Below are 12845 nucleotides of genomic sequence, written 5' to 3'. Positions count from 1 at the left end.
CGCGGCCCTATCTCATCGCCGATGCGCCTGCCGATTGTCCACCATCCCGATTACGACGCGAAGTTCGATCCTGCCCATCGCTTTCCGATGGGCAAGTACAGTGCCCTGATGCGAGTGCTGGAGGCGCGCGGCCTGGTGGGTGCGGACAATCTGCATCAGCCCGATCTTTTGCATCCCTCGCTGCTGAAGCTCGCGCATAGCCCGGCCTATATCGATCAGGTCGTTGCCTGCGCCGTGCCGCCGGCCATCGAGCGCGATATCGGCTTTCCTGTGAGCGAGCGCGTTTCGCGCCGCGCCCAGCTTGCAACCGCTGGCACGCTGATGGCGGCGCGGATTGCGCTGGAAAGCGGCATCGCCTGCAATGCCGCAGGCGGCAGCCATCACGCACGCCAGGCGCAGGGTGCTGGCTTCTGCACCCTTAACGATGTGGCGGTGGCCAGTCTTGCTCTTCTTTCCAGCCACGAAGTGCATCGCATCCTGATCGTCGACCTCGACGTTCATCAAGGTGACGGCACGGCGGACATCCTCGGCGGCGAGCGCCGCGCCTTCACCTTTTCCATGCATGGCGCGCGCAACTATCCGATGCAAAAGGCTGTGTCCGACCTGGATGTCCCGCTCGACGACGCCCTGGACGATGCGGCCTATCTGGAAACGCTTGGCCAATATTTGCCCGGCCTGCTCCACCAGCAGCCGGATCTCGTTTTCTATAATGCGGGCGTCGATCCCCATCGCGACGACCGGCTCGGTCGGCTTTGCCTGACGGATGATGGTCTGCGCGCCCGCGATCGCTTCGTGATCGAAACCGTCCGCGCGGCCGGCGTTCCGCTTTGCGGGGTGATCGGCGGCGGTTATTCGCGCGATGTGGACGCAGTCGCCGCCCGCCACGCTATCCTGTTCGAAACGGCAGCCGCCTTCGCCTAGCGCCGATAGCTCAGCAGGCGCAGCAAAAGGAACACCGGCACGACGATTGCGGCACCCAACAGAAGGTAGCTCGTGAACCGATCGAAGGTTGAAAAGGTGAAGTACCAGACCGCATTGAACAGATCGGCGAACCAGTAGAACACGTCCCACGGGCTCCAATCCAGGAACGCCAGGACCATGCCCACCAGGAGCGAAACTATGATCAGCTTGATCAGAACGCGCAGAGGGCTGTCACCTAGAAACCGCGTCACGCCACCTGACATTATCCGTTGCACTCCATGATCGTTGTTCCCGCCGCATACAAAGCCAGTCCGGCGGGATCAAGGCAGCGCGCGTCCGATTGCGGACCGCACGGCCTCATGCTACCGCTAGGATCGCGCGGGTATGATGTAATGGTAGCTTGTCAGCTTCCCAAGCTGAACGCGCGGGTTCGATTCCCGCTACCCGCTCCAGTTTCCCTGACATGCGCCGTAACGTGAAAAGCCCTGGCACGGGGGCCAAGGCTTTCCATCGAACCTAGATGTTGATCCAGACGCGCTCGCGCCAGCAGCGGCGTTCCCAGCGGCCGTGACGGCGAACGCGGCGGCAGACACGGCGGGTCACGCGCCGACGCCGATGGCGGCGATCGTGCAGATGACGGCCATGGCGGCGGCGGTCGCGGTGCCCGCGGCGATGATCGATCTCGGTGACTTCCGGCGTCGATGCATCAAGCTCGTCCAGAATGCCTTCCGGTTTCACAACAGCTGCATCGGCTTCGGTGGGGCCGACGACCTTGGCAACGGCAACGGCGCCGGCAAGTCCGAACAAGCCTGTGATGAAATGTCGTCTGTCCATGGAAACCTCCGTTTCTGCGTTCTTCGCGAACCCAGATCCTAGGAGGCGTCGATGACTGGTTCCTGAACGCCGCGTTAAGATAAGACCGGGCGAAGAGCGGGAAGCAGCGTTCCTGCTGCATTACCGCCGTTTTGGCTCCAGGTTGAGATAGGTCGGATCGAACTCTGCGATCTCGGTCAGCCTGTCCCAGTCGTGGATCACCACCCGTTGTCCTTCCCATGAGATCGCGCCGGTTGAGCGCAAGACCTGCATGCTGCGATTGAGGTGAACGGTGGACAGGCCGAACATGTCGGCCAAGTCGAGTTGTGTGACAGCGAGATCGAACGACAGGTTTCTGGCGAGCCCCACATCGGCCATTCGCAGGTAAAGTTCGCACGCCATATGCGCGAGCTTGGCGGGCGGGTTCAGGCGTCCAACGACGGAAACCGCTGCCCGTGTCAGGGACGCATCGGCCGCGATCGTCATCCACAGCAACCGTCCGAGATGCGGGTGCGTCTCGCTGATCTTCACGATCTCCTTATGCGCGATCCATGCAACCGTGCATTCGCCTGCAGAGCGCACATCATGATCCATCTTCGCCAGCAGCAAGCCGTGAAGATCGAGGAAGTCACCGGCGATATGAACCGCGCTGATCATCCTCTTGCCGCTGCGCAGCAGATGCTCGCGAAAGGCGATGCCTTGCAGCAGAACACAGCTGCGTGCTGGCTGACTGCCCTGCCGGATGATCAGCGTCCGCGCCGGAAAACTTTCTCGATTATGCGTGATCCGCTCAAGGATCGCTTTTTCTTCAGTCGAAAGGCTGTCGCGACGTTCGAAATAGGTGATGAGCGGATGTGGCACTCTGTTCCCCCGTTCAGAATGAGGGCCCACCTTAAGCCTGCACGAAAAAATGAAAAGCCATCCTTCCGACTGAGCCGTTTGCTGGCTTGTAGCCCATGCTGCAGGCTGCCTTGCGTTCGGGTGCTGGTGTGCCAGGAGCACCTGTTGCCTGCTTCAAGCACCGAAATGCCAGCGCAGATGCCGCACCGGGCACGCTCGCCATCAGATGAACAGAACCTGTCAAAGGCATTCAGCCCTGGCTTAGACGCCGTCGGCTAGAAGGAACCAAATCGCAGCCAGTTGGTTTGCGGCCAATACGAAAGAGGTACCTATGAATAAGAAGATCTTGGGTGTGGCTGCCTTGGTTGTAGCCGCTGGTCTCCCCGGCATCGCTTCGGCGGCCTCCACGGCCATCGCAACCACCAACGTCAACCTGCGGGCTGGCCCGTCGACGGAGTATCCAGCCGTCAACGTCGTGTCGTCCGGCAACAGCGTGCGCGTTTACGGCTGCCTCAGCAACCGCTCCTGGTGCGATGTGTCCTATGGCCCGCAGCGCGGCTGGATGTCGTCCAACTATCTCGCTTATGTCCAGAACGGACGCCGCTACACCGGTGAGCGCGTCATTTCCTATATCGGCGCGCCTGTGGTGAGCTTCTCGGTGGGCAACTACTGGGACAACCATTATCGCGGCCGCTCCTTCTATCGTGACCGTGCCCGCTGGGAGCGTCACGGTGGATGGGATCGCCACGACCGCCGTGATCGCCGTGAAGATCGGCGCGAGGACCGTCGTGAAGCGCGCCAGGATTGGCGCGAGGATCGTCGCGACGACCGCCGTGAAGAGCGTCGTGATCGACGCGAAGACCGTCGCGATCGGGCAGAGGATCGTGGTGATCGTGGCGGACCGCGCGGCGACAGCGGCGGCCGGATCATCCGGAACTTCCAGCAGGATCCTTACAAGCAGTAAGCAAAAAGGGCGGGACTTCGGTCCCGCCCTTTTTTGTTGTCCGCTTTGACCGTAAGCGCTCAGCCCTTGCGGCCTTCTTCGTCGAGCGCTGCAAATTCGCCATCGGTCAGCTGAATGGCGGCACCGGCGACATTCTCCTCGAGATGCTTCACCTTCGACGTGCCCGGAATGGGCAGCATCACCGGTGAACGCTTCAGGATCCAGGCAAGCGCGATCTGGCTCGGCGACGCGCCATGTTCACGCGCGATCGTGTCGAGAAGGCTGCCTTCCTTCGCGAGATCGCCCGATGCCAGCGGAGCCCAGGGGATGAAGCCGATCTTGTTGGCTTCGCAGTGTTCGAGAACATCCTCGCTGCCCCGGGCCACCAAGTTGTAGCGGTTCTGCACGGTGGCGACCGGGAAGACCTTCGACGCTGCCTCGATTTCCTCGACCGACACTTCGCTGAGACCCGCATGGCGGATGATACCCTGGTCAATCAGCGACTTGATGGCATCGAACTGCTCGCTGCGATCCACATTTGAATCGATACGATGCAGCTGCCAAAGGTCGATCTGCTCCACGCCGAGCTTCTTCAGGCTCTTCTTGGCTTCCTCGATCAGGTGATCGGGATCGCCTTTGGGGGTCCAGACATTTGGTCCTTCGCGCGTCAGACCGCCCTTGGTGGCGATCAGCATGTCGCTACCATAAGGGTGAAGCGCTTCGCGGATCAGCTCTTCCGACACATCTGGTCCATAGGAGTTGGCCGTGTCGATGAAGTTGATGCCGAGTTCAGGCACCCGCTTCAGCGCTCGGATGCTTTCATCATGATCTTCGGGCGGCCCCCAGATGCCGTGACCCGTGATCCGCATGGCGCCGAAGCCGAGGCGATTGACGGTAAGGGAGCCGCCGATGGAGAATTGGCCGGATTGAGCCGCGTCGAGTTCGGACATGGCATGCTTCCTTCTGCTTGGGATGATCCCGTTCAGATAGGATGCCTCGCCGCTCGTGTAAGGGACACAAGGTTGAAGCCGGCCGTTTCCCTCATTCCGGCGCTGCATCCGGGGCTGTGTAGCGCCGGCGCACCGCTTCGATGATGCCCTTGCGGGTGTCATCCGGCGACAGGCTCTCGTCCTGCTCGATCACCCGCGCTTCTTGTGCCATCTCGTCGTCGCGCAGCTGCTTCTTGAACCATTTCGAGAAGTCGCCGGCGCGCAGGTGATGCAGCCACGTGTCTTCGTCGATCCCTTCCGCGACCTGCACGAAGATCATCAGGTTCTGGATCCGCAGGTTCATCTTGTCGCCTGGACCGCGGAAATAGAAACTGCCCTGCTCGTTGAGCGACCCGACCGCATATTTGCGGGAATGGCGCTTGCGCGACTGCCGCGGCTTGATCGGCGTGATCGCGCGCGGTGCGTCCTCGTCGTCCGGTCGCCAGAACAGCACCTGCTCGTCCGATGCCGGCTTCACGCCTTTCGGCATTTCGCGGCCGGTCATGGCGCAGAACTTCTTGATTACCTTGTCGCCTTCCGGCCCCAGCGCAATCACCGCCGTGGCGAGCTTGAGCGCATCGGCCGACACGGAGTCCGGATGCACAGTGATCATGATCATGCCGGGAAAGCGCACCGACAAGACGAGCGGCGTGTCTTCCCGGCGCTTGGGCATCAGGTGATGTGTTTCATCCACGATCAGCCAATGCGGGCGGGCGCAGCGCGAGCGCAACTGTCCAAGTTCGGGCAAGAAGGCCGTAAAGAAGGGCGGCCGCTCGTCCAATTCCAGGGCGAGCGTGCTGACCACGACATTCGTGTCGCCTTGCTCGAGCAGCTGCAGCGCCTGTTCCTGTGTCGGAGCGGATTCGCCGTCGCCGACCACCACCGCATTCTCCAGCCCGTCATAATCGCCTTCGGGATCGAAAACGCAGAACTGGAAATCCTTTTCCACGAAGCGTTCGGTCAGAGCGGTTGCCAGCGTCGACTTGCCGATGCCGGACGTGCCGGCGATCAGAACGGTGTCGGTTGGCCAAAGCGAGACGGGCGTATCGTCGTCATTGCAGCCGATGGTCAGCACCTGCTTGCGGACGAGCGGTTCCTCGCCGCCCTTCTTCAGGATGCGATCGATCAGGTTTTCGACGCCCCGGCCGCGCTCCGAGCGCATCACCAGGTCGGCCGTTTCCTTCAGCGCCGGGATTGCATTGGCGACGGCAACACCCAGACCGCAGCGGCGAAGCAGCGCGTGATCGTTTTCCGCGTCACCGATCCCGATCACGTTGTGGGCGGAAAAGCCGAGATCACCGAGGGCGGCATCTAGCCCGGTCGCCTTGTTGACCCCGCTTTGCAGGATCATCACCGCGCTCTTGTTGAAGATGATTTCGAGCTCCAGCCCCTGTTCCCGGATCAGGTCGAGGGCGGTTGTCTGATGCGGCTCCCAAGTCGCAACGATCGCGCGGCCGACCGACATTCGATCAACGCCGCGCGTCTTCATCGCGTCAATGAAAGCCGGTGGCGGCGGCGTGGCGATGACGCGTTCTTCCTCGCTGGCCGGCGTGTAGATCAGCGCACCGTTTTCCGCGACGATCTTGTTGAACAGCTTGAACTCGGGAAAGGCTTTCTTGAGGTCGGGGAGTTCCCGTCCGGTGACGAGGATGAGCTTGCGTCCGCTATCCTTGAAGCGCTTTAGCGCCGCCAGAGTTTCGGGAGAAACCTTTCCATTCGTGGCAAGCGTTCCGTCATAGTCCGTCGCCAGCGCGATATAATACATGCGATTCCCAACCAGGCAGCCTTTGTTGATGCATCAACGCGTGGCATGCAGTTCGGTTACCGCTAATATAGCTGCGCGGCGATCACACTCTGTTCAGCACGCAACCCGCTTCAGCGGAAATGCTTGGACAGCTTCAGACCCTGTGCCTGGTAGTTCGACTGCAGGTCCGCGCCGTAAAGCGCGTCCGGCCGACCCTGCATGTGCTCGTAAACGAGACGGCCGACGATCTGGCCATGTTCGAGAATGAACGGCACTTCGTGGCTGCGCACTTCCAGCACCGCACGGCTGCCCGTGCCGCCGGCCTGCGAATGGCCGAAGCCGGGATCGAAGAAGCCGGCGTAATGAACGCGGAATTCGCCAACCAGCGGATCGAACGGCGTCATCTCTGCCGCATAATCCGGCGGCACATGCACGGCTTCGCGCGATACGAGAATATAGAATTCGTCTGGATCAAGGATCAGCTCGCCTTGGCCGCGATCCGTCAGCGGCTCCCAGAAGTCGGCGGCATCCTGCGCCCCGCGTTTGTCGACATCCACCACGCCGGTATGATGCTTGCCGCGATAGCCGATCACACCGCCGCCGGTCCCCTTCAGATCGATCGAAAGGGCAATGCCGCCGCCCGAAATATTCGGCTGCTCGGACGCCACCAACGTTTTGCGCTCGTGCAGATCGAGCAAGGCCGGTCCGTCGAGCAGGGAAGCTCCGGTCCGGAAGCGGATCTGCGACAAACGCGATCCGGTGCGCACGACGATCGGAAACGTGCGTGGCGAGACTTCGAGATAAAGCGGGCCGTTATAGCCTGCAGGGATCTTGTCGAACTCCTGGCCGTGATCGGTCATCACGCGGGTAAAGATATCGAGGCGGCCGGTGGAGCTTTTCGGATTGGCGGAAGCAGCGATTTCGCCGGGCAGCGCCAGCGCTTCCAGCAGCGGCACGATGTAAACGCAGCCGGTTTCCAGCACCGCACCGGCGCTGAGATCGATCTCGTGCAGCTTCAAACGCTCAAGCTTGGCTTCAACCGTGCTCGCCTGACCGGGCAGGAAGCTTGCGCGCACACGATAGGCCGTGGCACCTAGGCGCAGGTCGAGGCTCGCCGGCTGGATCTGGTCGGCGTCGAGCGCACGACCCGTCGTCAGCGCGCCGTTTTGAAACAGCGCTGCGATGTCTCGATCGGGAAGAATGCCTGTTCGCACCGTTTGCCTAACTCCTACGCGGGCGCGACGATGGCCAAAGCGCAAGGTTGACGCAAGGCTCAGTACGGGTTTAAAGGACCTTTATCCCGTGGTGATTTGCCGGTCGGCTTGCAGCCACGTTAAACAAGTCGCTAAAGGACCGTGGGCGTGAAGCCTTTTGGACCGGTTGCGACGTCGCGGCCGGTTTTTTTGTGCCCGGTGTCAAGAATGGGTAAGGACGATGAGCAACAACACGCACAACTGGAAACCCGCCACGACCCTCGTCCATGCGGGCGCTCTGCGATCTAACTTCGGTGAAGTTTCCGAAGCGATCCATCTGACCCAAGGCTTTGTTTACGACACGGCCGAACAGGCGGAAGCTCGCTTCAAGGGCGAAGAGCCGGGCTTCATCTATTCCCGCTATGCCAACCCTACCAACGACGTGTTCGAAAAGCGCATGTGCGCGCTGGAAGGTGCGGAAGACGCGCGCGCCACAGCATCCGGCATGGCCGCGATCGCCGCCGCCTTGTTGTGCGACGTTCGAGCCGGTGATCATGTGGTTGCGGCCCGCGCGCTGTTCGGCTCCTGCCGCTGGATCATCGAAACGCTGATGCCGCGCTACGGCATCGAGGCGACACTGGTTGATGGCCGCGATCTGCAGGCCTGGGAACAGGCCGTGCGCCCCAACACCAAGCTGTTCTTCCTCGAAAGCCCGACCAATCCGACACTGGAAGTGGTGGATATCGCAGCCGTCGCTAGAATCGCCAACGGGATCGGCGCGCGCCTCGTGGTCGACAACGTTTTCGCCACGCCCTTGCAGCAGAAGCCGCTCGAACTCGGCGCGCATGTCGTGGTTTATTCGGCCACCAAGCATATCGACGGCCAGGGCCGGTGCCTGGGCGGCGTGATCCTGTCGGACAAGACGTGGATCGAGGAAAAGCTGCAGGACTATTTCCGCCATACCGGCCCGAGCCTGTCGCCGTTCAATGCCTGGACCCTGTTGAAGGGACTGGAAACGCTGCCGCTGCGCGTCAAGCAGCAGACGGAAAGCGCGGGCAAGATCGCCGACTTCCTGGCCGATCATCCCAAAGTGTCGAAGGTCATCTATCCCGGTCGCAAGGATCACCCGCAGGCCGACATTATCGCGCGCCAGATGACCGGCGGCTCGACGCTGATCTGCTTCGAGCTGAAGGACAAGACGGCGGCCTTCGGCCTCGCCAACGCGCTGGATATCGTGCTGATTTCCAACAATCTCGGCGACGCCAAGAGCCTGATCACCCATCCGGCCACGACCACGCACAAGAACCTCAAGCCGGAAGCGCGTGCGGAACTTGGCATCGGCGAAGGCACGCTGCGCTTTTCCACCGGCCTGGAAGACAGCGACGATTTGATCGCCGACTTCGATCAGGCTTTGTCGCGGATCTAGGGTTCGTCTGAAAGCAGCGCCTGTGGGGCAAGCCTCCGCAGACGCGCTTGCAACCAAGGTGGTGGCGGAAGGATTAGGTGATCATGTATCGCGCCATCACCCATGACATCGAAGTCACCGCCGAGCCCTTCTATCTCGAAGATCGCTCCGATCCCGACGACAGCCATTATCTTTGGGCCTATCGCATCACGATCGCCAACAACTCGGACCAGACGGTGACGCTGATTGCCCGCCATTGGCAGATCACCGATGCCCGCGGCAAGGTCGAAACGGTCGATGGCGAAGGGGTGGTTGGCGAACAACCGGAGCTGGCTCCCAGCGACAGCTATCAATACACGTCAGGTTGTCCACTTACCACGCCGTCCGGCTTCATGGTCGGGCGCTATGACATGCGCGGCGAGGACGGCACCGTGTTCAGCGTGGACATTCCGGCCTTCTCGCTCGACGCACCGCAGGACACACCGCGCGTCGTGAACTAAGGACAGTATCCAGGCGCGAATTCAGACGCAAAACCGCCGCGCACCTTCGCTGACTTTGCTCTAGTGCTTCACCTTGAACTCGGCCGGATCGAAGCTGTAGCGGGTCGAGCAGAACTCGCAGCTGACATGGATCTGGCCATCGTCTTCGGTGGTCTCGGTGATCTCTTCAGCTGAAAACCCTTCGAGAATGCCCTGGATCTTTTCGCGCGAGCAGGAGCAGTCGTCCTTGACCTCGACGCTTTCGAACACGCGCACGCCATGCTCGTTGAACAGGCGATACAAAAGCCGCTCGGCGCCGACCGTCGGGTCGAACAGCTCGTCCGGTTCGATCGTGTCCATCAGCGCGACCAGTTCCAGCCAGGCATTGTCTTCCGGACCGTCGGCGATATCCTCGTTCGGATCATCACCACCCGGCAGATCGCGCACCTGCATGCGTTCCGGTGCGCGCGGCAGGAACTGCGAAAGCATGCCGCCTGCGCGCCAAAGCTCCTTGGCCGCGCCATCGCCCGGCACGATCTGCTTGGCGACCGCCAGACGCACTTCGGTCGGGATCTGCTCGGACTGGCGGAAATAGATGCGCGCCACATCCTCGAAGGACGTCGCTTCCAGCTGCACGATACCCTGATAGCGCTGGGTGTGCGGACCTTGATCGATGGTCAGCGCCAGAACGCCGTTGCCGAGCAGTTCGGCCGAGGTGATCGCCTGATCGTCGATCGCCGCCTGCACACGCTCCGCATCGAAACGCGCATAGCCGCGCACCGAAGACGGCGAGGAGAAGTCGGCAACCAGCAGATCGACCGGTCCATCCGTGCGCGTTTGCAGGATGAACTTGCCCTCGAATTTCAGGGACGTGCCGATCAGCACCGTGAGCACGATCGCTTCGGCCAGAAGGCGCGACACCGGCTCGGGATAATTATGTCGTTCAAGGATGCTGTTGATCATCGGCCCGAGCTGGACCGCACGACCGCGCACATCGAGCGGTGCGACCTCGAAGGGCACGACATGATCGTCGCCGGCGACGCCGAAGTCGCCCAAACGCAGATTGGTGTCAGGCAAGAGCAGTCGCCTCGTTTCTTAGAGCAGGCTTTTCAGCCGACAAACACCAGGCCAGCACGGCCTTTTGCGCATGCAGCCGGTTTTCAGCCTCGTCGAAAACAACGGAATGCGGCCCATCGATGACCTCGTCTGTCACTTCCTCACCGCGATGCGCGGGCAGGCAGTGCATGAACAGGGCCTCGGGCCGTGCGCGCGCCATCAGCTTCTCGTTGACCTGATAGGGCAGGAACACGTTGTGTCCGCGCGCCTTGTCCTCAAAGCCCATGGAAACCCACGTATCCGTTACCACGCAATCGGCGCCATCGACCGCCTCTTCGGCGGTCCGGGTGAAGGTGATGCGGCCGCCATTGTTGTTGGACCAGTCGGTGAAGCGCGCCACCGGCTCGCTGCCTTCCGGCACGGCGATGTTCAAGCGGAAGTCGAATTGCGCCGAGGCTTCCATCAGGGAATGCAGCACATTGTTGCCGTCGCCCATCCAGGCGAACAGCTTGTCCTTCACCGAACCGCGATGTTCCTCGAAGGTCATCAGATCCGCCATGATCTGACACGGGTGCGTTTCGTCGGTCAGGCCGTTGATCACCGGCACGGATGCGTTTTCCGTCAGCTCGATCAGCCGTGCATGATCGGTGGTGCGGATCATGATCGCATCGACATAGCGCGACAGGACCTTGGCCGTATCGGCAATCGTTTCGGAGCGGCCGAGCTGCATTTCCGTGCCCGTCAGCATGATGGTCTCACCGCCAAGCTGGCGCATGCCGACATCGAACGACACGCGCGTGCGGGTCGACGGCTTGTCGAAGATCATCGCCAGCGCCTTGCCTTCCAGCGGCTTCGAGCGCTCGCCGGCCTTCAATCGGGTCTTGCGGGCATGGGCGTCATCCATGATGGCGCGCAGCTGCTGCGACGTCATGGAGGACAGGTCAGTGAAATGGCGAACTGTCATGCTCATGCTGCCGATCCATTCGCCTGGCTGAGACCCTGTGCGGCCTTGCGGATACGCTCCACGCCGTCGCGGATTTCCTCGTCGGTCAGCGTCAGGGGCGGCAGAAGGCGCACCACATTGTCACCGGCCGGCACTGCCAGCAGATGTTCGTCGCGCAGCTTGGCGTTCACCATCGTGTTGGGCATCTTGCATTTCAATCCGAGCATCAGCCCTTCGCCGCGAATATCTTCCACCACATCCGGATAGGTATCGGCGATCTCCGCCAGCCCCTGCTTCATCACATTGGCCTTGCGCACGATGTCTTCCAGGAAGCCCTCTTCCAGAACGACGTCGAGCACGGCATTGCCCACCGCCATCGCCAGCTGATTGCCGCCAAAGGTCGTGCCATGAACGCCCGGCACCATGCCCGCCGCGGCGTCTTCCGATGCCAGGCACGCGCCAACGGGAAAGCCGCCGCCGATGCCCTTGGCGATCGCCATGATGTCCGGGGTCACGCCCGTGCGCTCATAGGCGAAAAGCTTGCCGGTGCGGCCGATGCCGGTCTGGACCTCGTCGAAGATCAACAGCAGGTCCTGCTCGTCGCAGATCGCGCGCAGATCGGTGAGAAAGGCCGTCGGAGCAAGCCGAATGCCGCCCTCGCCCTGCAGCGGCTCGATCAGGATCGCCGCCGTTTCAGGCGTGATCGCGGCCTTGACCGCAGCGATGTCGTTGAACGGCACCTGATCGAAGCCATCGACCTTGGGACCGAAGCCTTCGATATATTTCGCCTGTCCGCCGGCAGCGATGGTGGCCAGCGTGCGGCCATGAAACGCGCCTTCGAAGGTCAGGATGCGGAACTTGTCCCCGTTCCCTTTGGCGTAATGATAGCGCCGCGCCGTCTTGATCGCGCATTCCAGCGCTTCCGCACCCGAATTGGTGAAGAAGACGCGGTCCGCAAAGGTCGCGGCGGCAAGACGCTCGGCGAGCTTTTCCTGTTGCGGCACTTCATAAAGGTTCGACGTGTGCCACAGCTTGCCAGCCTGGTCCGTCAGCGCCTGCACGAGATGCGGATGCGAGTGGCCGAGCGAGTTGACCGCGATGCCGCCGGCGAAATCGAGATATCGCTCGCCATCCACCGTGATCAGCCACGTGCCCTCGCCTCGCTCGAAAGCAAGGGGTGCCCGTGCAAAGGTGTTAAAAAGCGCCGATCCTGTGGCCGATCCAGTCATTGTCTCAACTCCGCGCGATGCGGGCCAGGCGAACCTGGCTTCCTTGGTGCTGCAGAAAGTAAAAAGCCGCCCTCGGGGCGGCCTCACGCTGGCAATATTGGTGTTTTCCCCTTTGAAGTCAACGCAGCCAGACCGGGGAAACCAATGGCTCGACCCGATCATCTGGGTGGCGACTCATCGGCTTTGGCGCCCTGTCCTTCTACCCTTGCGTGAAGCTTGCGGCGGTCACGTTCAAGCTGGGGAAAACCGAAGAAACTGATTCGCGGGCCCGGTCAGACTCTTGTCAGGGA

13 protein-coding genes, 1 tRNA gene and 1 riboswitch are annotated in these 12845 nt (G+C 61.7%); of the genes, 5 read left to right on the top strand and 9 right to left on the bottom strand.

Annotated features, from left to right (window positions below):
- The first annotated feature begins 21 nt into the window (after nt 1-21).
- The gene (locus tag JYU29_RS01080; protein ID WP_213982943.1) at nt 22-921 is read left to right on the top strand and encodes a histone deacetylase family protein; all 900 of its coding nucleotides are present in this window, start codon (nt 22-24) and stop codon (nt 919-921) included.
- Here the strand turns inward: JYU29_RS01080 and JYU29_RS01075 are convergent.
- Nucleotides 918-1184 (bottom strand): DUF6460 domain-containing protein, encoded by a 267-nt coding sequence (locus JYU29_RS01075; RefSeq protein WP_213982942.1) that lies wholly within the window; start codon nt 1182-1184, stop codon nt 918-920. The genes JYU29_RS01080 and JYU29_RS01075 overlap by 4 nt on opposite strands.
- Nucleotides 1185-1299: 115 nt before the next feature.
- Between JYU29_RS01075 and JYU29_RS01070 the strand changes: the two genes are divergently transcribed.
- Nucleotides 1300-1373: transfer RNA gene (locus JYU29_RS01070), tRNA-Gly, on the top strand.
- 64 nt (nt 1374-1437) lie between these two features.
- On the opposite strand, the gene JYU29_RS01065 is transcribed toward JYU29_RS01070, so the two are convergent.
- A complete protein-coding gene (locus JYU29_RS01065; protein ID WP_213982941.1) occupies nt 1438-1755 on the bottom strand; it encodes a protamine-2 (modular protein) in 318 nt (105 codons plus the stop codon).
- 120 nt (nt 1756-1875) lie between these two features.
- Nucleotides 1876-2595: a Crp/Fnr family transcriptional regulator gene (locus JYU29_RS01060; RefSeq protein ID WP_213982940.1), complete on the bottom strand. Its 720-nt coding sequence runs from the start codon at nt 2593-2595 to the stop codon at nt 1876-1878.
- A gap of 310 nt (nt 2596-2905) precedes the next feature.
- Between JYU29_RS01060 and JYU29_RS01055 the strand changes: the two genes are divergently transcribed.
- Nucleotides 2906-3538, top strand: coding sequence for an SH3 domain-containing protein (locus JYU29_RS01055; RefSeq protein WP_213982939.1), 633 nt, complete (start codon nt 2906-2908; stop codon nt 3536-3538).
- Nucleotides 3539-3597: 59 nt separating this feature from the next.
- On the opposite strand, the gene JYU29_RS01050 is transcribed toward JYU29_RS01055, so the two are convergent.
- From JYU29_RS01050 to JYU29_RS01040, 3 genes are all read right to left on the bottom strand, one after another.
- The gene (locus tag JYU29_RS01050; protein WP_213982938.1) at nt 3598-4467 is read right to left on the bottom strand and encodes an aldo/keto reductase; all 870 of its coding nucleotides are present in this window, start codon (nt 4465-4467) and stop codon (nt 3598-3600) included.
- A gap of 91 nt (nt 4468-4558) precedes the next feature.
- Nucleotides 4559-6271, bottom strand: a complete 1713-nt coding sequence (locus tag JYU29_RS01045) for an HAD family hydrolase (protein WP_213982937.1) — start codon at nt 6269-6271, stop codon at nt 4559-4561.
- A 110-nt stretch (nt 6272-6381) separates the two neighbouring features.
- Nucleotides 6382-7464 (bottom strand): 2'-deoxycytidine 5'-triphosphate deaminase, encoded by a 1083-nt coding sequence (locus JYU29_RS01040; RefSeq protein WP_213982936.1) that lies wholly within the window; start codon nt 7462-7464, stop codon nt 6382-6384.
- A 78-nt stretch (nt 7465-7542) separates the two neighbouring features.
- A riboswitch (SAM riboswitch) is annotated at nt 7543-7619 on the top strand.
- Nucleotides 7620-7684: 65 nt separating this feature from the next.
- Between JYU29_RS01040 and JYU29_RS01035 the strand changes: the two genes are divergently transcribed.
- The gene (locus JYU29_RS01035) at nt 7685-8869 is read left to right on the top strand and encodes an O-succinylhomoserine sulfhydrylase (protein WP_213982935.1); all 1185 of its coding nucleotides are present in this window, start codon (nt 7685-7687) and stop codon (nt 8867-8869) included.
- A gap of 83 nt (nt 8870-8952) precedes the next feature.
- Nucleotides 8953-9348, top strand: coding sequence for a Co2+/Mg2+ efflux protein ApaG (gene apaG, locus JYU29_RS01030; protein ID WP_213982934.1), 396 nt, complete (start codon nt 8953-8955; stop codon nt 9346-9348).
- Between the two features lie 60 nt (nt 9349-9408).
- On the opposite strand, the gene JYU29_RS01025 is transcribed toward apaG, so the two are convergent.
- The 3 genes from JYU29_RS01025 to JYU29_RS01015 are packed head-to-tail and all read right to left on the bottom strand — an operon-like array spanning nt 9409 to nt 12555.
- Entirely contained in the window at nt 9409-10404 is a 996-nt protein-coding gene (locus JYU29_RS01025; RefSeq protein WP_250157127.1) for an Hsp33 family molecular chaperone, read from the bottom strand.
- Complete coding sequence (gene argF, locus JYU29_RS01020) at nt 10397-11347, bottom strand: ornithine carbamoyltransferase (protein ID WP_213984184.1); 951 nt, start codon at nt 11345-11347, stop codon at nt 10397-10399. The genes JYU29_RS01025 and argF overlap by 8 nt, the downstream gene beginning before the upstream one ends.
- 2 nt (nt 11348-11349) lie before the next feature.
- Entirely contained in the window at nt 11350-12555 is a 1206-nt protein-coding gene (locus JYU29_RS01015) for an aspartate aminotransferase family protein (RefSeq protein WP_213982933.1), read from the bottom strand.
- Between the last annotated feature and the right edge of the window lie 290 nt (nt 12556-12845).

This window comes from Tianweitania aestuarii (genome assembly GCF_018457165.1).
GTDB lineage: Bacteria > Pseudomonadota > Alphaproteobacteria > Rhizobiales > Rhizobiaceae > Tianweitania > Tianweitania aestuarii.
The sequence above is the reverse complement of the archived record's forward strand: the minus strand, read 5'-3'. Positions and strand labels throughout refer to the sequence as shown.

Coding starts and splice junctions, on each gene's coding strand:
- JYU29_RS01080 (WP_213982943.1), top strand. CDS start 22: ATGCGCCTGCCGATTGTCCACCATCCCGATTACGACGCGAAGTTCGAT.
- JYU29_RS01075 (WP_213982942.1), bottom strand. CDS start 1,184: ATGTCAGGTGGCGTGACGCGGTTTCTAGGTGACAGCCCTCTGCGCGTT.
- JYU29_RS01065 (WP_213982941.1), bottom strand. CDS start 1,755: ATGGACAGACGACATTTCATCACAGGCTTGTTCGGACTTGCCGGCGCC.
- JYU29_RS01055 (WP_213982939.1), top strand. CDS start 2,906: ATGAATAAGAAGATCTTGGGTGTGGCTGCCTTGGTTGTAGCCGCTGGT.
- JYU29_RS01050 (WP_213982938.1), bottom strand. CDS start 4,467: ATGTCCGAACTCGACGCGGCTCAATCCGGCCAATTCTCCATCGGCGGC.
- JYU29_RS01045 (WP_213982937.1), bottom strand. CDS start 6,271: ATGTATTATATCGCGCTGGCGACGGACTATGACGGAACGCTTGCCACG.
- JYU29_RS01035 (WP_213982935.1), top strand. CDS start 7,685: ATGAGCAACAACACGCACAACTGGAAACCCGCCACGACCCTCGTCCAT.
- apaG (WP_213982934.1), top strand. CDS start 8,953: ATGTATCGCGCCATCACCCATGACATCGAAGTCACCGCCGAGCCCTTC.
- argF (WP_213984184.1), bottom strand. CDS start 11,347: ATGACAGTTCGCCATTTCACTGACCTGTCCTCCATGACGTCGCAGCAG.
- JYU29_RS01015 (WP_213982933.1), bottom strand. CDS start 12,555: ATGACTGGATCGGCCACAGGATCGGCGCTTTTTAACACCTTTGCACGG.